Source organism: Streptomyces sp. NPDC088147, from assembly GCF_044741565.1.
Classification (GTDB): Bacteria; Actinomycetota; Actinomycetes; order Streptomycetales; family Streptomycetaceae; genus Streptomyces.
This window is the reverse complement of sequence record NZ_JBIUSY010000002.1, coordinates 889769-908979: the sequence shown is the minus strand read 5'-3', so window position 1 is coordinate 908979 and position 19211 is coordinate 889769. Positions and strand designations below refer to the sequence as shown.

The following is a 19211-nucleotide window of genomic DNA, read 5'->3' as shown; positions in this document are numbered from 1 at the left end:
CGGCACCAACCCGCACACGACCACCGGCCCCGGCCAAAGACCACCGGCCCGGACGGCGCCCCCGCCGGACGCGCACCGTGGCTCGTAGACTCGGGCTCGTGGATACGACCCTCAAGGACCCCATCGTCGGGCACCTGCTCGACGGCCGCTACCGCGTGGACGCGCGGATCGCCGTCGGCGGCATGGCCACGGTCTACCGGGCCGTCGACATCCGGCTCGACCGGGTCCTCGCGCTCAAGGTGATGCATCCCGCCCTCGCCGCCGACGTCACCTTCGTGGAGCGCTTCATCCGTGAGGCCAAGTCGGTGGCCCGGCTGTCGCATCCCAATGTCGTCGCGGTCTTCGACCAGGGCGCCGAGGGCGCCTACGTCTATCTGGCGATGGAGTACGTCGCGGGGTGCACGCTGCGCGATGTCCTGCGGGAGCGCGGGGCGCTGCGGCCCCGGGCCGCGCTGGACATTCTGGAGCCGGTGCTCGCCGCGCTGGGGGCCGCGCACCGGGCCGGGTTCGTGCACCGGGACATGAAGCCGGAGAACGTGCTGATAGGGGACGACGGCCGGGTCAAGGTCGCCGACTTCGGACTCGTGCGGGCCGTCGGCGATGTCACGAACACCACCGGGAGCGTTCTCGGCACGGTGTCGTATCTGGCGCCGGAGCAGATCGAGCACGGCACGTCCGACACCCGCGTCGACGTGTACGCCTGCGGGGTCGTCCTCCACGAGATGCTGACCGGTGCGAAGCCGCACGGCGGGGATACCCCCGCGCAGGTGCTCTACCGGCATCTGAACGAGGACGTGCCCGCGCCGTCGGCCGCCGTGCCGGGGCTGGCCGTGGAGCTGGACGAGCTGGTCGCGGCGGCGACCGCCCGTGCCCCCGAGGTGCGGCCCGCGGACGCGGTGGCGCTGCTCGGGCTGGCGCGGGAGGCGCGGGCCGCGCTGACCGACGCGCAGCTGGACGCCGTACCGCCGCGGGCCAGGCCCGAGCCGGTGGACGGGGCCGGTGCCGACAACCGTACGGCGGTGATCCCGCGCATCCGGCCCGTCGAGCCTGCGGAGGACGAGACACCGAACCGCACGAGCCGGCTGGAGATGGCGCCCCCGCCGGACGCGCCGGGCCGCCGCCCGGTCATGCCCCGCCGGGGCGTCGTCGCGGCGGTGGTCGCCGTGCTGCTGGTGCTGGGTGTCGGTACGGGTGTCTGGTACATCAATTCGGGACAGTTCACGCGTGTTCCCTCGCTGCTCGGCCAGAGCGAGCGGGAGGCCACGAAGCGGCTCTCGGACGCGGGGCTCGAGGTGAAGGTCACCAAGGACTTCAGCGACTCCTTCGCCCGCGGCACGGTCATGGGCAGCGACCCCGCGCCCCGCGTGCGGATCCGCGGCAACGGCTCGGTGACCGTCGTGATCTCGCGTGGTCCGGAGATCGTCAAGGTCCCGGATCTGGAGAGCATGCCGCTGGGCGAGGCGCGGCGGGCGCTCAAGAAGGTCGGGCTGGCGGCCGGGGTCGTCACGCGGGAGTTCGACGACGACATCCAGCAGGGCACCGTGATCAGTTCGGCCCCGGCGTCCGGGAGTGGGGTGCGGCCCGATTCCGGGGTCGCGCTCGTGGTGAGCAAGGGCAGCCCGGTGGACGTCCCCGATGTGACCGGTGAGTCCGTGGAGGACGCCACCGCGGAGCTGGAGGACCAGGGGCTCACGGTGAAGGTCGCGGCCGAGCGCGTGAACTCCCCCGAGGACGCGGGGTCGGTCGCCCGGCAGTCCGCGGCCGAGGGTGCCCAGCTGGCGCGGGGCGATACGGTCACACTGACGGTCTCCCAGGGGCCGCGGATGATCTCCGTACCCGATGTGACCGGTAAGACGACCGACGAGGCCACGAAGCTGCTGAAGGAGGCGGGCTTCGAGGTCACCGTGGACCGGGGCTTCCCCTTCCTGGGGAAGACCGTGGAACAGCAGTCGGTCGAGGGCGGCCAGGAGGCCCCCGAGGGCAGCACCATCACCATCACGACCAAGGGGCTCTAGGAGTGACGCGCAATCCCGTCGGCAGCCATGTCCCGGTGGCCGGCGGCCTCGCCTCGACCGGTCTGGCCTACGCACGTGAGCTGGGCGCCGAGACCGTCCAGGTCTTCGCGGCCAATCCGCGCGGCTGGGCGACTCCGCCGGGCAATCCGGCACAGGACGAGCGGTTCCGCGCGCAGTGCGCGGCGGAGGACATCCCGGCGTATGTGCACGCGCCCTATCTGATCAACTTCGGTTCGCATACGGAGGCGACCGCCGAGAAGTCGGTGGAGTCGCTGCGGCACAGTCTGCGCCGGGGCCGGGAGATCGGCGCGCTGGGCGTGGTCGTGCACACGGGCTCGGCGACCGGCGGACGGCCCCGCGAGGTGGCGCTCGCGCAGGTACGGGAGCGGATGCTGCCGCTTCTCGACGAACTGACCCATGACGACGATCCGTTTCTGCTGCTGGAGTCGACCGCGGGACAGGGCTTCTCGCTCTGTTCGAGGACCTGGGACTTCGGCCCGTACTTCGAGGCGCTCGACGCCCATCCCAAGCTGGGCGTCTGTCTGGACACCTGCCATATCTTCGCGGCCGGGCACGATCTGGCGGGACCGCACGGGATGCGGCAGACGCTGGATCTGCTGGTGGACACGGTCGGCGAGGGGCGGCTCAAGCTGATCCACGCCAATGACTCCAAGGATGTGGCGGGCGCGCACAAGGACCGTCACGAGAACATCGGCGCGGGACATATCGGCGAGGAGCCGTTCCGTGAGCTGTTCGCGCATCCGGCGACCGAGAACGTACCGCTGGTGATCGAGACACCGGGCGGCACGGAGGGGCACGCGGCGGACGTGGCACGGCTGAAGAAACTCCGCGACGGCTGACGCCGGACCGCGTCGCGGACACGGCCTACAGCTCCGGGCCGTCCCCCGGGACTTCCTGGTAGGAGTAGCGCTGCTCGGCCCAGGGGTCGCCGACGTTGTGATAGCCGCGCTCCTCCCAGAAGCCGCGGCGGTCGGCGGTCATGTACTCCACGCCCCGGACCCACTTGGGCCCTTTCCAGGCGTACAGCTGCGGTACGACGAGCCGTACGGGGAAACCGTGCTCGGCGGTGAGCAATTCACCGTCCTTATGGGTGGCGAATATCGTCCGGTCCGAGAGAAAGTCGGCGAGCCGCAGATTGGAGCTGAAGCCGTACTCGGCCCAGACCATGACATGGGTGACGCTCGCCGCGGGGGGCGCGAGTTCCGCGATCGTACGGGCGGGGACGCCGCCCCATTCGGCCCCCACCATGCTGAACTTCGTGACGCAGTGCAGATCACCCACGACGGTGGAGAACGGAAGCGCCGAGAACTCCTCGTGATTCCAGCAGTGCTTGTCGCCGTCGGCGGTGGCTCCGAAGACCCGGAACTCCCAGCGTTCCTGCCGGAATTTCGGTACGGGCCCATAGTGGGTCACCGGCCAGCCGCGCTGTAGACGCTGCCCCGGTGGTAGCTCGGACTGTTCCGGCTCTTGACGTTCCCGGCTTTCCGGCTGACCCATGCCTTCCATGGTGACAGACCGCGAAGGGTGGTCATGACCAGGCCCGAACGCGACCAGGCAATCCATACTAAGCATGCACTTACTGGACGGCCCCCGGTGACGGTGCGAGGATGCGCGCACCCGTCACACGCTTGGAAGGAGCCTCTGCGATGCAGGGCGACCCCGAGGTCATCGAATTCCTCAATGAGCAGCTGACCGCCGAACTGACCGCCATCAATCAATACTTCCTGCACAGCAAAATGCAGGAGAACAACGGGTGGACCAAGCTCGCGAAATACACCCGGGCCGAGTCGTTCGACGAGATGAGGCACGCCGAGCTGCTCACCGACCGGCTGCTCTTTCTGGAGGGGCTGCCGAACTACCAGCGGCTCTTCCATGTACGGGTCGGGCAGACGGTCACCGAGATGTTCGAGGCGGACCGGGAGGTCGAGGTCGAGGCCATCGACCGGCTGAAGCGCGGAATCGAAGTCATGCGGAACAAGGCGGACCACACCTCGAAGGGGATCTTCGAATCGATCCTCAAGGACGAGGAACATCACATCGACTATCTCGAAACCCAGCTGGAGCTGATCGAGAAGCTCGGTGAGCCGCTCTATATCTCCCAGCAGATCGAGCAGCCCGACAGCTGAACAGCCGCCTAGGCGGCTTCTCGGAGAGCGGGCGGGGCCGCGCCCTCCGGTACGTCGAGCTCCGCGAGCGCGGAAGCGCCCTGGTCGAGCAGCTCACGGCGCGGGCAGCCGCCCCGGCCGAGAAGGGACTGGATACGGCGTACGCACGAACCGCAGTCGGTGCCAGCCTTGCTGGCCGAGGCTATCTGGCGGGGGGTGCACGCCCCGGCGGCCGCGTGTTCCTTCACCTGTGTCTCGGTGATGCCGAAGCACGAGCAGACGTACACGCGGTTCACCTCCCGGAGGGGTCGCTGGTTCAGGCCACCCCGGAACCCGGTGAGGCTAACCTAACCTTACCTGCCGTCCCCGCCGGACAAAAGCCGGGGAAACACCGATGGGGTACGGATCACATCGATCCGTACCCCATCGTGGTATGCGGGCCCTCGCCCCGCGCCCCTACTGGTCGCGGTACATCTCGGCGACCAGGAAGGCCAGGTCGAGCGACTGGCTGCGGTTGAGCCGGGGGTCGCAGGCCGTCTCGTAGCGCTGGTGCAGATCGTCGACGAAGATCTCGTCGCCGCCGCCCACGCACTCGGTGACATCGTCGCCGGTCAGCTCCACATGGATACCGCCCGGGTGCGTACCGAGGCCCTTGTGGACCTCGAAGAAGCCCTTGACCTCGTCGAGCACATCGTCGAAGCGGCGGGTCTTGTGGCCGGAGGCCGCCTCGAAGGTGTTGCCGTGCATCGGGTCGGTCACCCACGCCACCGTGGCGCCGGAGGCCGTGACCTTCTCGACCAGCTCGGGGAGCTTGTCCCTGACCTTGTCGGCGCCCATCCTGACGATGAAGGTCAGCCGGCCGGGCACACGGTCGGGGTCGAGCCGGTCGATGTAGGTGAGCGCCTCGTCGACCGTCGTCGTCGGGCCGAGCTTGATGCCGATCGGGTTGTCGATCTTCGAGGCGAACTCGATGTGCGCGCCGTCGAGCTGGCGGGTGCGCTCACCGATCCAGACCATGTGGCCGGAGACGTCGTACAGCCGGCCGGTGCGGGAGTCGATCCGGGTCAGCGCCGACTCGTAGTCCAGCAGCAGCGCCTCGTGCGAGGCGTAGAACTCGACGGTGCGGAACTCCGCCGGGTCGGTGCCCGCGGCCTTCATGAAGTTCAGCGCGTTGTCGATCTCGCGGGCGAGCTGCTCGTAACGCTGGCCCGACGGGGACGACTTCACGAAGTCCTGGTTCCAGGCGTGCACCTGGCGCAGATCGGCGTAGCCGCCGGTGGTGAAGGCGCGGACCAGATTGAGCGTGGCGGCGGACATGTGGTACATCCGCTTGAGCCGCTCGGGGTCCGGGATCCGGGCCTTCTCGTTGAAGTCGAAGCCGTTGACGGAGTCGCCCCGGTACGTGGGCAGCGTCACGCCGTCGCGCGTCTCGGTGCTCTTGGAGCGCGGCTTCGAGTACTGCCCGGCGATCCGGCCGACCTTCACCACCGGCACGGACGCCGCGTAGGTGAGGACGGCGCCCATCTGGAGAAGCGTCTTCAGCTTGTTGCGGATCTGATCCGCGGAGACGGCGTCGAACGCCTCGGCGCAGTCGCCGCCCTGGAGCAGGAACGCCTCGCCCTTGGCGACGGCCCCGAGCCGGGCGCGCAGCTGGTCGCACTCGCCCGCGAAGACGAGCGGAGGATAGCTCTCCAGCTCGGCCACGACCTCGCGCAGGGCTTCCCGGTCCGGATACTCCGGCTGCTGCGCAGCGGGAAGATCTTGCCAGGAGGGCGCATGGGCCGCGGGGTTCTCAGCATTCACTGTCACCGCTCCAGGTTACGTGGTCGCGGGCTGTGGTACAGGTGGCGCTCACAGTGTGGAACGCGCGGTGCCAGTGCCGCGACCGGCGAGGTTCGCGCGACGGGGCAGACCGTGCCGGGAGGGGTGCTAGGGTGCCGCTCATGTTCGCGCATTCGCATCAGACCTGGTGGTGGACCGCTCGCTCGGCGGCCCACTGATTCACGCGCGCACCACGAATCGCGAAGGCCGCCCGAGGGGCGGCCTTCAGTGTTTTCCGGGTCCGGGCCTCGGACCGGAAGCGGCCGTTCCTCCCCCTCCCCGGAAGGAACACCGCAGATGCCCCACGGAACATCCCGGACGCTCGTCGCACGACTCCTGGACGACGACTGCCCGCCCTTCGCCCTGCTCCGCCGCCGCACCCCCGGCCGGGACCACGACGTCGTGGAACTGCTCATCGGATCCGTACACGAGGCGGACCGGCTGGGCGAGCTGCCGGACGGCGCCGGCCCCTCGCTCGCGCTGGTGCCGTTCCGGCAGATCAGGGAGCGCGGCTTCGATGTACGGGACGACGGGACGCCGCTGGCCGTGCTGGTCGCGGACGAGACGTACGAACTGCCGCTCGCGGAACTCCTCGCCCTGCTGCCCGCCCATGACGTACGGGTCGAGGACGGCGCGTTCGACATCGACGACGAGCGGTACGCGGAGATCGTCCGGCGGGTGATCGAGGACGAGATCGGCCGGGGCGAGGGCGCGAACTTCGTCATCCGGCGGACCTTCGAAGGCCGGGTCCCCGGCTTCGGGCGGGCCGACGCCCTCGCCCTCTTCGGGCGGCTGCTCACCGGTGAGCGCGGCGCGTACTGGATGTTCCTCGTCCACACCGGCGAACGCACCCTGGTCGGCGCCAGCCCCGAGGTCCATGTCCGGATGAGCGGCGGGACCGTCGTGATGAACCCGATCAGCGGGACCTTCCGCTATCCGCCGGAGGGCCCGACCGCCGAAGCCCTGCTGGAGTTCCTGGGCGACCGCAAGGAGACGGAGGAGCTGTCCATGGTCGTCGACGAGGAGCTGAAGATGATGTGCACCGTCGGCGACCGGGGCGGGGTGGTGGTCGGCCCCCGGCTCAAGGAGATGGCCCATCTCGCCCACACCGAGTACGAGTTGCGCGGCCGTTCGTCGCTCGATGTGCGCGAGGTGCTGAAGGAGACGATGTTCGCGGCGACGGTCACCGGCTCGCCGGTGCAGAACGCCTGCCGGGTCATCGAGCGCCACGAGGCCGGCGGGCGCGGCTACTACGGGGGCGCGCTCGCGCTCATCGGGCGCGACGCGGGCGGCACGCAGACCCTCGACTCCCCCATCCTGATCCGTACCGCCGACATCGACCGCGACGGCGGGCTGCGGGTGCCGGTCGGGGCGACGCTCGTACGTCATTCGCGCCCGGAGAGCGAGGTCGCCGAGACCCACGCCAAGGCGGCGGGGGTACTGGCGGCGCTGGGCGTACGGCCCGGCCGCCCGCGCGACGAGTCCGCGCGCCCCCGGCTCGCCGACGACCCGAGGATCAGGGCCGCACTGGCCGCGCGGCGCGCGGACCTCGCGCCGTTCTGGCTGAGGATGCGGACCGCGTCCACGACGCTCACCGGGCACGCCCTGGTCGTCGACGGCGAGGACACCTTCACCGCGATGCTGGCGCATGTGCTGCGGTCGTCGGGTCTCGAAGTGACCGTACGGCGCTTCGACGAGCCGGATCTCCGCGCCGCCCTGCGCGCGCACGAGGGTCCGGTGGTGCTGGGCCCCGGCCCCGGCGACCCGGCGGACACGGCCGACCCGAAGATGCGGATGCTGCGCGGGCTGGCGGGGGAACTGATCCGCGACCGGCGGAACGGGCTGCTCGGGGTCTGCCTCGGGCACGAGCTGATCGCGGCGGAACTGGGGCTGGAGACGGTACGCAAGCGGGTGCCGTACCAGGGCGCGCAGACCCGGATCGACCTGTTCGGCCGGGAGGAGACGGTCGGCTTCTACAACAGCTTCACGGCGCGGTGCGACGACGCGACGGCGGACGAACTGGCGGCGCACGGGGTGGAGGTGAGCCGGGACGGGGACAGCGGGGAGGTGTACGCGCTGAGGGGCGACGGGTTCGCGTCGGTGCAGTTCCATCCGGAGTCGGTGCTGACGCTGAACGGGCGGGAGGTGGTGGCGGGACTGCTCAGCGCCTTCCGGCGGGGGGTCGTGGGCGCGGGCTGAGTGGTGGCGGTGCGCCTCCGGCGCGGGCTCGTGGTGCGGGGTGCGGTGCGCCTCCGGCGCGGGGCGCGGTACGCCTCCGGCGCGGGGCGCGGTACGCCTCCGGCGCGGGGCGCGGTACGCCTCCGGCGCGGGATGCGGTACGCCTCCGGCGCGGGGCGCGGGGCGCGTCGTGGTGCCGGGTGCCGGGGCCTCCGGAGGTCCGTGTCCGGACTGCGCCGCGGTCCAAATGCGACTCCGTCGCGTGGTCACCGCGCTTCGCGCGAGCTGCGACGCTTTACGTCCGGATACGCACCTCCTCCGACCCCGACCCCCTCCCGCCCGTGAGCACGCTCGCCGCCGCCCGGCTGGGGGTCGGGGGTGGGGTGCCGCTGCGTTCCGGGTGCCGTCTTTCCGGCGGCGAGTGAGCCGAAGGGCGCGCCGCTGTCGAAAGGGAGAGCGCGCGGAGGTTCCCGAGGTACGAGGGAATCGAGCACGGTCGACCGTCGACAGTGGCATAAAGCGCCCGGAGGCGAACCGAGCCCCAAAAAAGGGGGCGCCTAGCCGAAGAAGACGCCCACCTCGTCGTACAGCTCCGGCTGGACCGTTTTGAGTTGGGCCGTGGCCTCGGAGATCGGGACGCGGACTATGTCCGTACCGCGCAGGGCGACCATCGTGCCGTAGTCGCCGTCGCGTACCGCCTCGATCGCGTGCAGGCCGAAGCGCGTGGCCAGCCAGCGGTCGAAGGCGCTGGGGGTGCCGCCCCGCTGGACGTGGCCGAGGACCGTCGTCCTGGCCTCCTTGCCCGTGCGGCGCTCGATCTCCTTGGCCAGCCATTCGCCGACGCCCGAGAGCCGGACATGGCCGAAGGAGTCCAGCGTGCCGTCCTTGAGGACCAGGTCGCCGTCCTTGGGCATCGCGCCTTCCGCGACGACGACGATCGGGGCGTACGACGCCTTGAACCGGGAGGTCACCCAGGCGCAGACCTGGTCGACGTCGAAGCGCTGCTCGGGTATGAGGATGACGTTCGCGCCGCCCGCCAGGCCGGAGTGCAGGGCTATCCAGCCGGCGTGACGGCCCATCACCTCGCAGACCAGGACGCGCATATGGGATTCGGCGGTGGTGTGCAGCCGGTCGATCGCCTCGGTGGCGATGCCGACCGCGGTGTCGAAGCCGAACGTGTAGTCCGTGGCCGAGAGGTCGTTGTCGATGGTCTTGGGCACGCCGACGCAGGGGATGCCGTGGCTGTCGGAGAGCCGCGCCGCGACCCCGAGGGTGTCCTCGCCGCCGATCACGATCAGCGCCTCGACGCCGTGCGCGGCGAGGGTCTCCCTGATGCGCCGGACGCCGTCCTCGGCCTTGAGGGGGTTGGTGCGCGAGGAGCCGAGGATGGTGCCGCCGCGGGGCAGGATGCCGCGTACGGCGGGGATGTCGAGCCGTAGGGTGTCGTCGTCCAGCGGTCCTCGCCAGCCGTCCCTGAACCCGGTGAACGTGTAGCCGTATTCCTGGACACCCTTGCGTACGATGCCGCGGATGACCGCGTTGAGCCCGGGACAGTCGCCGCCCCCGGTCAGTACTCCGACGCGCATGGAAAACACTCCCCTTCGCCATCGATCGGGTACCCGGGCCACAGGAAGGGTGACTCAGGTCACTCCGGCATGGTGCGCAGGGTCAATTGCGTTGCACCAGAGGGCGGATGAAGGCTTGTGCGGGGATTCCGCGGGGCGGGCCCGGCTCAGATGTCGTCGAGGCCGCGTTCGATGGCGTAGCGCACCAGCTCCACGCGGTTGTGGAGCTGGAGCTTGCCGAGGGTGTTCTGCACATGGTTCTGCACGGTGCGGTGCGAGATGACCAGGCGTTCGGCGATCTGTTTGTACGAGAGGCCCTTGGCGACCAGCCGGAGCACTTCGGTCTCGCGCTCGGTCAGTTCCGGGGCCTTGGGTTCGTCGGGGGCGGCGGGCGCGGGCTCGGAGGCGAGTCTGCGGTATTCGCCGAGCACCAGGCCCGCGAGACCGGGGGTGAAGACCGGGTCGCCGACGGCGGTGCGGCGTACGGCGTCGATCAGGTCCTCCGTACGGGCCGACTTGAGCAGATAGCCGGTGGCGCCGGACTTCACCGCTTCCAGGACGTCGGCGTGCTCGCCGCTGGCGGAGAGCACCAGCACGCGGAGTCCGGGAAGGGTGCCGACCAGTTCCTTGCAGACCTGGACGCCGGGCATACCGGGCAGATTGAGGTCCAGGACGAGCACGCGCGGGGTGGTGGCCTTCGCGCGGCGCACCGCCTGCGGGCCGTCCTCGGCGGTCGCGACCACCTCGAAGCCGGCCGCGTCCAGATCGCGGGCGACGGCGTCGCGCCACATCGGGTGGTCGTCGACCACCATCACCCTGATCGGGTCCGTCTGTTCACTCATCGCCGTGTCTCTCCCCGTGGAACCTTCAACTCGACTTCCGTGCCCTGTCCCGGTACCGAGATCAGCTCGGCCGTGCCGCCCAGGTCCCGCAGCCGGCCGCGGATCGAGAGGGCGACACCGAGCCGGCCCTCCCCCTCGGCCTGGGCGAGCCGGCCCTCCGGGATACCCGGGCCGTCGTCCCGTACGGTCACGATCACTTCGTCCGGCCACTCCTCGACCAGGATCCAGGCGTGGGCCTCGGATCCCGCGTGCCTGCGGACATTGTCCAGGGCGGCACCGACAGCGGCCGTCAGTTCCTCGGCGGCGGCCGGCGGCAGCAGTACCGGAGCGCCTGGTTCCGAGAAGGTGATCCGCGAACCGGCGTACGGCGCGAGGAGCGTGCGCAGGTCGCACGGCTCGTCGTCCCGGCCCGCCGTACGCGCCACCGTGTCCTCGGACGCGCGGGTGGCGGGCACCAGTCCGCTGGAGACCAGCGTGCGCAGGGCGATCTCCTGCTCCCCCGCCAGCCGGCCCAGTTCGGCGGCCTCGCCGCCCAGCGCCGTACCGCGCCGCTGCACCATCGCGAGCACCTGGAGCACGCTGTCGTGGATGTCACGGGCCAGCCGCTCGCGCTCCCGTGTCGCGGCCTCGATCTCCAGGGCGCGGGCGAGGGTGCGTTCGGAGGCGCGGGCGACCTCGACGACGTATCCGATGGCGATGGAGGCGACCCAGACGAGCAGGACGTTGTGGAGGGTGTCCCGGCTGGGGTGCGCGCGCTCGACGAGGTTGGCGACGGCGACGACGGAGGAGGCGACCGCGGCCCAGCGCCAGCCGCCCTTGATGGCGAAGGCGAGGACCGATCCCGCGGCCCATATCGACGGCAGCGTGGGGCCGTCGATCTGCTGGGCGTGCGTGTCGGCGAGCGGCGTGAGCAGGATGCCGGTGACCGCGACGGCCAGATCGGCGATCAGGAAGCGCTTGGTGCAGCTGACGGCGTTCGCCACCCTGGGAAGCGTGACCAGGGTCCAGATCACCAGGAACGCGAGGAACCAGGCGGCGACCCAGGGGCGTTCGAACCGCTCACGCTCGTAGAAGAAGATCAGGACCGCGTAGACCATGGTCAGTACGCGGTACGCGGTCAGCGCCCGCCACAGCGGCTGCTCCACCGACATCCGTACGACGCGCTCGCGCCTGGCCACTCGCCCCCCTCGTTCCCCTGCGGCCGTTCGCCTCCGGCTCACTCCCCGCCGGTGCCCGCCGCCTTCGCCGCTTCCGCGAGCCGGCGCTTGGCCGCCGTCGCGTAGATGTCGACATACTCCTGGCCCGAGAGCTTCATGATCTCGTACATCACCTGGTCGGTGACGGAACGCAGGATGAACCGGTCGCTCTCCATGCCCTGGTAGCGGCTGAAGTCCAGCGGCTCGCCGATCCTGATCCCCGGGCGCATCAGCTTCGGGACGACCTTGCCGGGCGGCTGGATCTTCTCCGTGTCGATCATGGCGACGGGGATGACCGGCGCGCCGGAGGCGAGCGCCACGCGGGCGAGGCCGCCGGGCTTGCCGCGGTAGAGACGGCCGTCGGGCGAACGGGTGCCTTCCGGGTAGATACCGAAGAGTTCACCGTTCGCCAGGACCTTGATGCCGCTCTGGATCGCGGCCTCGCCCGCGCCGCGCGCGCCCGAGCGGTCCACCGGCAGCTGTCCCACGCCCTTGAAGAACGCGGCGGTGAGCCTGCCCTTCACACCGGGCGAGGTGAAGTACTCGGCCTTGGCGATGAAGGTGACCTTGCGGTCGAGCACGGCCGGGAGGAAGAACGAGTCGGAGAACGAGAGATGGTTGCTCGCGAGGATCGCCGGACCGTCGGCGGGAATGTTCTCGAGGCCCTCCACCCAGGGCCTGAAGGCGAGCTTCAGCGACCCTCCGATGGAGAACTTCATGGCGCCGTAGATCAACTCGATTGCCTCCTGTGTGCTGTCGCACTGACCTTAACCCGTGGGGCTCCCGCACTCTCCTTCATGGGTGCCCGACGGATCTGGTCGGTGTCGGTCCGGTCGCGTACGGTGAAGTACATCGTCCGATCCTCACGAACAGGAGACCCCGGTGCCGGTCCTTCCCGGAGCCGAGCCGTACCGCCACGAGGGTGGCGAGGTCGGCGTCCTTCTCTGTCACGGATTCACCGGTTCCCCGCAGTCGTTGCGTCCCTGGGCCGGGTATCTGGCCGAGCGAGGGCTGACCGTGTCGCTGCCACTGCTCCCCGGGCACGGCACCCGCTGGCAGGACATGCAGGTCACCGGCTGGCAGGACTGGTACGCGGAGGTGGACCGGGCGCTGCGGGAGCTGCTGGAGCGGTGTACGCGGGTCTTCGTCGTCGGGCTGTCGATGGGCGGGGCGCTGGCGCTGCGGCTGGCGGCCAAGCACGGCCGGGAGATCAGCGGGGTCGTGGTGGTGAATCCCGGGATCAAGGTGCACGGAGCGGTGGCGTACGCGCTGCCCGTGCTCCGTCATCTGGTCCCGACGACCAAGGGCCTGACGAGCGATATCGCCAAGGAGGGTGCGCGGGAGCTGGGTTACGACCGCGTGCCGCTGCACGCGGCGCACTCGCTGCGGAATTTCTTCCGGCTGGTGGACACGGCGCTGCCGCAGGTCACCCAGCCGTTGCTGCTGCTGCACAGCCCCGAGGACCATGTGGTGCCGCCGGCCGACTCCGCCAGGATCCTGTCCCGGGTCTCGTCGGTGGATGTCCGTGAGGTCCTGTTGGAACAGAGCTACCACGTGGCGACGTTGGACCATGACGCGGAGCGGATTTTCGAGGAGAGTCACGCGTTCATCGGCCGGCTCGCTCCGACTGTCGGGAAGAAGGGGAGCACCACCGGTGGCTGAGCATGACGCGGACCGTGAGCCGCAGCCGATCGACGAGGACGCGGCCTGGGCGGCGATCGTGGCCGGGTACGGCGAGGAGCCGGCGGATCCGCCGGGTGCCAAGCCGTTCAAGTCGGTGGACGATCAGGCCCTGCTGGAGAGCGAGCGGAACAGTACGGACCCGGGGGCCGGGCCGGAGCCCGCGGCTCCGGACAAGACGCTGGGCAAGCCCCCCGAGAAGAATCCGGAGCCGGGGGCCGGGAAGGAGCCGGAGCCGGACGCCGGGGACGGAAAGCCCGCGCTGGGCGGTTCGGTCGTCTTCGCGCCCGGCGTCGGCGGGCCGCGCGACTACCAGCTGGACGAGCCGCGGGAGGAGGACCTCGACGAGAGCGACGAGGGCCATTTCGTCCCGCCGGAGCCGCCGCCGCTGCCGGAATCCGACGCGACGGCGCGATTCGCCTGGCTCGCGGTGATCGGCGGCCCGGTGCTGATGCTGGTCGCCGTCCTGCTGCGGTGGGACATGACGTGGTGGCTGAGCACGCTCTGCATCGGCGGCTTCCTGGGCGGTTTCGTCACGTTGGTGGCGCGGATGAAGCATGACGACGACGAGAGCGACGACCCGGGGAGCGGTGCGGTGGTCTGACGGACCCGGCGGGAGCCGGTCGTTCAGAACGCCGGTACGCGGAGGGCGGCGAGCACCGGAAGGTGATCCGTCGCCGCCCCGAGGTCGGCCTCGTCGAGGCCCGGCAGCCCGTGGGGCACCCCGCAGCCGAGCACCTCGATACCGTGCGTGGCGAAGATCGCGTCGATGCGCTGGCGGGGGTGTACGGCGGGCGAGGTGTACTCGCCGCCCCAGGGCGCCCGGTCCCAGCAGTCCTGGAGTTCCCCGGCCAGCAGCCGGAAACCGCGGCCGGTGGGGCGGTCGTTGAGGTCCCCGGCGACGATCGTGTGCGGTACGTCCATGGCCTTCAGCCGGTCGAGCACCATCCCCGCCTGTGCGTGGCGCTCGTCGGCGCTGAGGCTCAGATGGCAGCTGAGCAGCCCGATCCGGGCGCCCGCGATCCGTACCACCGCCGTGGCGAAGCCCCGCCGGTGGAGGCCCGGGGTGAGCGGCAGCAGGATGTCCTCCGTCCGCTCGACCGCGACGCGCAGCGAGCAGAGCAGCAGCGGCCCCGCCGCGGTGGCGCCGCCGCCGAGCACCACGAGACCGGTGTGCGCCGCCAGCCAGGCCGCGCGTTTGCGCCAGCGGAAGAACCGCGGTGCCTCCTGGACGAAGACCAGATCGGGCGCGCAGGCCCTGATCACCCGGGCCAGCGCCTCGTTGTCGTCGCGCATCGACCGGATGTTGTAGCTGAGCACCCGGATCACCGCCGAACCATCCGGCTCGGTACGGGAGTCGGGCAGCGTGGGCATCGCCATGCCGCCAAGATATCGGCAGGCGGGGCGGCCGTACGCGCCGACACCAGCGGCCCGGGAGCGGCCGTACGCACCGACACCAGCGACCCAGGAACGGCCGTACGCACCGACACACCAGCGGCCCGGGACATGACGGCGCCCGCCGGCACCGACGACGCGGTGACGGCGGGCGCGGTCGTGCCGGGTCAGCCCTGTCGGGCCAGGTCCGCGGCTCCCACCAGCCCTGCCTCGCCGCCCAGTTGGGCCGCGAGCACCTGGGCGTGCGGGCGCCACTCGCCACCGATCAGCCAGCGCCGGAAGGACTTGCGGATCGGGTCGAGGACCAGCTCGCCCTCGTCCGACACGCCGCCGCCGACGATGAACGCGGACGGGTCGAAGAGCGAGGCCAGATCGGCGAGACCGGCACCCGCCCAACGGGCCAGCTCGCGGAAGGAGTCGATGGCGACGGGGTCACCGGCGCGGGCCGCCGCGCTGATGTGCCTGCCCTCGATGCCCTCCGGGGTGCCGTCGCCGAGACCGAGCAGCGTCCCGGCGTTCTCCGGCGTCGCGTTGGCGCGCTGCCTGGCGTACCGGACGAGAGCACGCCCTGACGCGTACTGCTCCCAGCAGCCCTGGCTTCCGCAACCGCACAGCAGCCCGTCGGGCACGACCCGGATGTGCCCGAACTCGGCGGCCACACCGAAGCGTCCGCGGCGCAGCTTGTTGCCGATGATGATGCCGCCGCCGAGCCCCGTGCCGAGCGTGATGCAGATGACGTCGTCATGGCCCTGCCCGGCACCGAACCTGTACTCGCCCCAGGCGGCGGCGTTGGCGTCGTTCTCCACGACGACCGGCAGTCCGACCCGCTGCTCGACCTTGTCCTTGAGCGGTTCGTGACGCCAGTTGATGTTCGGCGCGAAGAGGACGGTCGCGCGCTTGTCGTCCACATAGCCGGCGGCGCCGATGCCGACGGCCTCGATCTGGTGCCCCTCGCCGGCACCGGAGACCGCGGCGCAGATCGCGTCCACGATGCCTTCGGCGGTCGGCGGAGTGGGTACCTTGTGCGTTTCCAGGATGGTGCCCTCTTCGTCGACCACGCCGGCCGCGATCTTCGTGCCGCCGATGTCGACGCCGATGGTGAGTCCCATGTGTCCCTCAGTTTTCGGTCGAGCCCCGCTAAGGCTCAACCGTACCCGAGGGCGGGCGCCGGCCCGGCCGGTCCTGCCCTGCGCACCGCTGTCGCCCCGGTGGTCAGTCCAGGTCGATCCGGCCGTCCGGACCAGGCCCTTCGTCCCTCGGGTCGGTGGGGTCGCCGGCCTTCTCCGTCTCCCGTACGGCCCCGGTCGACGGAGGCGTCCCCTGGGTCCAGCGGGACTCCTGGGACTCGACGGCGGAGCGGTACGCGGCGAGCAGTTCGTTGCCCGCGGCGGCGAGATGGTCGAAGACCCCGGGGTTGCGCTCGATGACGGGCTCGACGGCCGCCTTCGCCTGGTTGATGAACTGCTGTACGGCGCCCTGCGCGGCCACGCCGAACAACGGGCCCGGCAGCGCGGAGACCTTGTCGGCGACGGCTTCGACCAGCTTGCGCAGTTCCTCGGTGGCGGAGCCTGGCTGCGGGCCGTAGGTCGCGCGTCGGCGCTCCTTCTCGGCCTCCAGGTCCTCGGCGCATGCCGTGGCCCAGGCGTCCGAGTCGGCGGCGGGGCGCTCGGTGGCATCGCTCATGCGGCACTCCTGCGTCAGAGACAGGGTCTTCCGCCACGGGCAGCGGAAGGGTTCGTACCTTCGACGGTACCCGAACGGAGGTACGTCGTTCAGTGTGCGCGCGGCCAGAGGTCGGGGTCGGGGGTGAATCTCACCCGCAGCACGCCGTCCGTGAGGGCCGCTCCGGTGACCGTGCAGCGGCGCAGCGCGGACGGCAGCGGAACGATGCGGCGGAACGGGCCGACCGTGAGCAGGAGTTCGTCGTCCCTGCGTACCAGCGCCAGTTCGCTCTTGACCGCTCCCGGCAGTGGCAGGCACCAGACGAGCAGATTCTCCTCGGCGAGCCGGTCCTCCACGGGCCAGGGGTCCTCGGCGGGGCTTCCGGCGGTGGCGCCCTGCGGCGCGCTGTCGGGAGGGGCGAGGCCGAGAAGGGCGAGGTCGTCGAGACCGCGCGGGTCCCGGCCCAGATGCCCCACCACGTGCACGGGCGTCGCGGGCCGCCCTCCCTCGTGCCACTCGTCCAGGCATTTGCGCTGCTGGGCGACGAGCGTCGCGAGCCACGGGTCGGCGGCGTCGCCGGGCAGTATCCGGTTGGCCACGAGCGCGTCGGCCCGCAGTCCGTAGAGCGCGATCCCGGCGCGGGCGGCGCGCAGGGCCTCGGCGGCGGCGGGCCCCGGCTCGGCGACCAGCCGCAGGGTCGTGGCGGGGTCCTCGACGAGCGACTGGACGGCGGCCAGCTCGGCGTCCCACCGGGCGGCCGTCTCGTACAGCCACTGCGCGGGCATGGGTATCCCGGCGAGCTGGGCCATCATCGGGCGCAGCGCGCGGGCGGCCTGCCGTTCCCGCGGCAGCAGCCGGCGCAGATAGCGGCGCAGCTGTTCGGGCAGGGCGAGCAGGGCCAGGGCGTCGCGCAGCGGGGGCAGGTCGACGACGAGGACGTCCCAGTCGCCGGCCGCGGCCCGGCGCAGGGCGTGCAGCAGGGCGGACTGCTCGCTGCCCGGGAGTTCGGTGAGTTCCTCACCGGCCAGCTTCCGGGCGCCGAGCAGTTCGAGCGCGGTCGCGGCCCGCTCCTGGAAGGCGAGCGTCTCCGTACGGAAGTGCGCGCCGGAATCCACGCGCGCGGCCCACAGGCCGTGCCGTACCGGAGCGGGGTCGTCCGGCGTTCCGGCCGGTGTTCCGAGGAGATCGCCGAGCGGGCCGGCGGAGAGCAGCAGGACACGGCCGCCGGGCCGGGCGGCGGCGAGCGCGGTGGCGGCGGCGATGGTCGTACGGCCCGCCCCGCCGGGGCCGGTGACGAGGACCGTACGCATCGGCGTCAGGCTCCGGGGACGGATTCGACGCGCTTCTTGAGGCCCGCGAGGGCCCGGTCGATGATGACCTTCTCGGCCTTGCGCTTGATCATGCCGAGCATCGGGATCTTGACGTCGACGGTCAGCCGGTAGGTGACCTCGGTGCCCGAGCCGGCGGGCGACAGCAGGTACGAGCCGTCGAGGGCGCGCAGCATCTGGGACTTCACCAGCGTCCAGCTGACCTCGTTGTCGCCGGTCCAGGTGTAGGCGAGGGTGTGGTCGTCCTTGATCGCTCCGGCGTCCAGCACCAGCCTGACCTGCTCGGCACGGCCCCGGCCGTCGGTGGCCAGCACCTCGGCCTCCTTCACCTCGCCGGTCCACTCGGGGTAGCGGTCGAAGTCGGCGATCACGCCCATGACGTCGGCCGGTGCCGCCTCGATCGTGATGCTCGAACTGGTGTGTTCCGCCATCGCCGTGCTCCTCCGGTGCTGGGGCTGTCCCGGCTTCTGGATATGTGTGGTGCAGGCTATCGCGAGTGCGCCGGTCACCATTCCATGGCCCACGGGCGCCCGGTCGACGCGAAGTGCCCCACGTTCACGCACTCCGTGGCGCCGACGCGCATCCGGCGGGCCAGCGGCTGATGGACATGTCCGAACAGCGAGTACCGCGGCCTCGTACGGCGGATGGCGTCCAGCAGCGCGGTGCTGCCGCGCTCGAAGCGGCGGGCGACCGTGTCGTACGTCAGCTCGGGCACGTCGGGCGGGATGTGCGAGCACAGCACATCCACCTCGCCGAGCGCCTCGACCTTGGCCGCGTAGTCCTCGTCGGAGATCTCGTACGGGGTGCTCATGGGGGTGCGCAGCCCGCCGCCGACGAATCCGAAGACCCGGCCGCCCAGCTCCACCCGCTCACCGTCCAGCACGGTGGTGCCCGGCAGCGCGTACTCCCGCCAGAGGTCAGGGATGTCGACATTGCCGTATGTCGCGTACGTCGGGGCGGGGAACGCCGCGAACAGTTCGGCGTACTGGCGCCGCACGCCCTGCTCGATGGCGGTACCCGGGTCGAGCCCGAGCCCGGCCCACAGCTCCCGGCCGAACTCCCGGGCCTCGTCGAAGCGTCGGGCGGTGCGCAGCGCCACGATCCTGTCGGCGTTCTCGACGCCGAAGAGGTCGGGGAAGATACCGCGCGAATGGTCCGCGTAGTCCAGGAAGAGCACGAGGTCACCGAGGCAGATCAAGGCGTCCGCGCCGTCACCCGCCTTCGCGAGATCCCGTGCGTTCCCATGGACATCACTGATCACATTGACTCGCATACCTCGCATGACGATCACCCTAGAACTCCGATTCCGCCCTCGGTAGAGGGGCCGGACCTGCGGTTCCTTCCGTGGCGACGGAGGTGTGGACTACTCTGCGCGAAGTACCGCACAGTACGTGTGACGCACG

General features: G+C 71.0%; 19 protein-coding genes. 6 read left to right on the top strand and 13 right to left on the bottom strand.

Annotated elements, in window-relative coordinates; genetic code table 11:
• The first annotated feature begins 98 nt into the window (after positions 1–98).
• Both pknB and ACIOGX_RS09240 read left to right on the top strand, forming a co-directional pair.
• Positions 99–2015 (top strand): Stk1 family PASTA domain-containing Ser/Thr kinase, encoded by a 1917-nt coding sequence (gene pknB, locus ACIOGX_RS09245; RefSeq protein WP_401911568.1) that lies wholly within the window; start codon positions 99–101, stop codon positions 2013–2015.
• A gap of 2 nt (positions 2016–2017) precedes the next feature.
• Positions 2018–2875 carry a deoxyribonuclease IV gene (locus tag ACIOGX_RS09240; protein ID WP_356507200.1) on the top strand — a complete coding sequence of 286 codons (858 nt, stop codon included), beginning with the start codon at positions 2018–2020 and terminating at the stop codon, positions 2873–2875.
• Between the two features lie 25 nt (positions 2876–2900).
• Here the strand turns inward: ACIOGX_RS09240 and ACIOGX_RS09235 are convergent, their stop codons facing one another.
• Positions 2901–3533, bottom strand: coding sequence for a sulfite oxidase-like oxidoreductase (locus ACIOGX_RS09235; protein ID WP_383966062.1), 633 nt, complete (start codon positions 3531–3533; stop codon positions 2901–2903).
• 149 nt (positions 3534–3682) lie between these two features.
• Here ACIOGX_RS09235 and bfr point away from each other — a divergent pair, with 149 nt between their 5' ends.
• A complete protein-coding gene (gene bfr / locus ACIOGX_RS09230; protein ID WP_356507196.1) occupies positions 3683–4162 on the top strand; it encodes a bacterioferritin in 480 nt (159 codons plus the stop codon).
• 8 nt (positions 4163–4170) lie between these two features.
• Here bfr and ACIOGX_RS09225 read toward each other — a convergent pair whose 3' ends face one another.
• Positions 4171–4437 carry a (2Fe-2S)-binding protein gene (locus ACIOGX_RS09225; protein WP_356507194.1) on the bottom strand — a complete coding sequence of 89 codons (267 nt, stop codon included), beginning with the start codon at positions 4435–4437 and terminating at the stop codon, positions 4171–4173.
• A 160-nt stretch (positions 4438–4597) separates the two neighbouring features.
• Positions 4598–5950 (bottom strand): class II 3-deoxy-7-phosphoheptulonate synthase, encoded by a 1353-nt coding sequence (locus ACIOGX_RS09220; protein ID WP_356507192.1) that lies wholly within the window; start codon positions 5948–5950, stop codon positions 4598–4600.
• A gap of 309 nt (positions 5951–6259) precedes the next feature.
• On the opposite strand from ACIOGX_RS09220, the gene ACIOGX_RS09215 reads away from it, so the two are divergent.
• Positions 6260–8161, top strand: a complete 1902-nt coding sequence (locus tag ACIOGX_RS09215) for an anthranilate synthase family protein (protein ID WP_401911562.1) — start codon at positions 6260–6262, stop codon at positions 8159–8161.
• A 536-nt stretch (positions 8162–8697) separates the two neighbouring features.
• Here the strand turns inward: ACIOGX_RS09215 and ACIOGX_RS09210 are convergent.
• The 4 genes from ACIOGX_RS09210 to ACIOGX_RS09195 form a co-directional block, all read right to left on the bottom strand.
• Positions 8698–9726 (bottom strand): 6-phosphofructokinase, encoded by a 1029-nt coding sequence (locus tag ACIOGX_RS09210; protein ID WP_356507188.1) that lies wholly within the window; start codon positions 9724–9726, stop codon positions 8698–8700.
• A gap of 146 nt (positions 9727–9872) precedes the next feature.
• On the bottom strand, positions 9873–10547 hold the full coding sequence (locus tag ACIOGX_RS09205) for a response regulator (protein WP_401763079.1): 675 nt from the start codon (positions 10545–10547) through the stop codon (positions 9873–9875).
• Positions 10544–11725: a MacS family sensor histidine kinase gene (gene macS / locus ACIOGX_RS09200; protein WP_401911558.1), complete on the bottom strand. Its 1182-nt coding sequence runs from the start codon at positions 11723–11725 to the stop codon at positions 10544–10546. Before macS ends, ACIOGX_RS09205 begins: the two co-directional genes overlap by 4 nt.
• Positions 11726–11763: 38 nt before the next feature.
• A complete protein-coding gene (locus ACIOGX_RS09195; protein ID WP_356507182.1) occupies positions 11764–12477 on the bottom strand; it encodes a lysophospholipid acyltransferase family protein in 714 nt (237 codons plus the stop codon).
• A gap of 148 nt (positions 12478–12625) precedes the next feature.
• Between ACIOGX_RS09195 and ACIOGX_RS09190 the strand changes: the two genes are divergently transcribed.
• Entirely contained in the window at positions 12626–13405 is a 780-nt protein-coding gene (locus ACIOGX_RS09190) for an alpha/beta fold hydrolase (protein ID WP_356507180.1), read from the top strand.
• Entirely contained in the window at positions 13398–14027 is a 630-nt protein-coding gene (locus ACIOGX_RS09185; protein ID WP_401911555.1) for a hypothetical protein, read from the top strand. The genes ACIOGX_RS09190 and ACIOGX_RS09185 overlap by 8 nt, the downstream gene beginning before the upstream one ends.
• Before the next feature lie 23 nt (positions 14028–14050).
• Here ACIOGX_RS09185 and ACIOGX_RS09180 read toward each other — a convergent pair whose 3' ends face one another.
• The 6 genes from ACIOGX_RS09180 to ACIOGX_RS09155 all read right to left on the bottom strand — a co-directional run bounded on the left by ACIOGX_RS09180 (position 14051) and on the right by ACIOGX_RS09155 (position 19081).
• Positions 14051–14803: an endonuclease/exonuclease/phosphatase family protein gene (locus ACIOGX_RS09180; RefSeq protein WP_383966083.1), complete on the bottom strand. Its 753-nt coding sequence runs from the start codon at positions 14801–14803 to the stop codon at positions 14051–14053.
• 182 nt (positions 14804–14985) lie between these two features.
• On the bottom strand, positions 14986–15927 hold the full coding sequence (locus tag ACIOGX_RS09175; protein WP_030355398.1) for an ROK family glucokinase: 942 nt from the start codon (positions 15925–15927) through the stop codon (positions 14986–14988).
• A gap of 103 nt (positions 15928–16030) precedes the next feature.
• Positions 16031–16501: a DUF5304 domain-containing protein gene (locus ACIOGX_RS09170; protein ID WP_129769768.1), complete on the bottom strand. Its 471-nt coding sequence runs from the start codon at positions 16499–16501 to the stop codon at positions 16031–16033.
• 89 nt (positions 16502–16590) lie between these two features.
• Positions 16591–17790 carry an ArsA family ATPase gene (locus ACIOGX_RS09165; RefSeq protein ID WP_401911550.1) on the bottom strand — a complete coding sequence of 400 codons (1200 nt, stop codon included), beginning with the start codon at positions 17788–17790 and terminating at the stop codon, positions 16591–16593.
• Positions 17791–17795: 5 nt separating this feature from the next.
• Complete coding sequence (locus ACIOGX_RS09160; protein ID WP_129769770.1) at positions 17796–18239, bottom strand: SRPBCC family protein; 444 nt, start codon at positions 18237–18239, stop codon at positions 17796–17798.
• Between the two features lie 74 nt (positions 18240–18313).
• Positions 18314–19081: a metallophosphoesterase gene (locus tag ACIOGX_RS09155; protein WP_356507515.1), complete on the bottom strand. Its 768-nt coding sequence runs from the start codon at positions 19079–19081 to the stop codon at positions 18314–18316.
• Positions 19082–19211 lie beyond the last annotated feature (130 nt).

Coding starts and splice junctions, on each gene's coding strand:
- ACIOGX_RS09235 (WP_383966062.1), bottom strand. CDS start 3,533: ATGGGTCAGCCGGAAAGCCGGGAACGTCAAGAGCCGGAACAGTCCGAG.
- bfr (WP_356507196.1), top strand. CDS start 3,683: ATGCAGGGCGACCCCGAGGTCATCGAATTCCTCAATGAGCAGCTGACC.
- ACIOGX_RS09215 (WP_401911562.1), top strand. CDS start 6,260: ATGCCCCACGGAACATCCCGGACGCTCGTCGCACGACTCCTGGACGAC.
- ACIOGX_RS09210 (WP_356507188.1), bottom strand. CDS start 9,726: ATGCGCGTCGGAGTACTGACCGGGGGCGGCGACTGTCCCGGGCTCAAC.
- ACIOGX_RS09205 (WP_401763079.1), bottom strand. CDS start 10,547: ATGAGTGAACAGACGGACCCGATCAGGGTGATGGTGGTCGACGACCAC.
- ACIOGX_RS09180 (WP_383966083.1), bottom strand. CDS start 14,803: ATGGCGATGCCCACGCTGCCCGACTCCCGTACCGAGCCGGATGGTTCG.
- ACIOGX_RS09175 (WP_030355398.1), bottom strand. CDS start 15,927: ATGGGACTCACCATCGGCGTCGACATCGGCGGCACGAAGATCGCGGCC.
- ACIOGX_RS09170 (WP_129769768.1), bottom strand. CDS start 16,501: ATGAGCGATGCCACCGAGCGCCCCGCCGCCGACTCGGACGCCTGGGCC.
- ACIOGX_RS09165 (WP_401911550.1), bottom strand. CDS start 17,790: ATGCGTACGGTCCTCGTCACCGGCCCCGGCGGGGCGGGCCGTACGACC.
- ACIOGX_RS09160 (WP_129769770.1), bottom strand. CDS start 18,239: ATGGCGGAACACACCAGTTCGAGCATCACGATCGAGGCGGCACCGGCC.
- ACIOGX_RS09155 (WP_356507515.1), bottom strand. CDS start 19,081: ATGCGAGTCAATGTGATCAGTGATGTCCATGGGAACGCACGGGATCTC.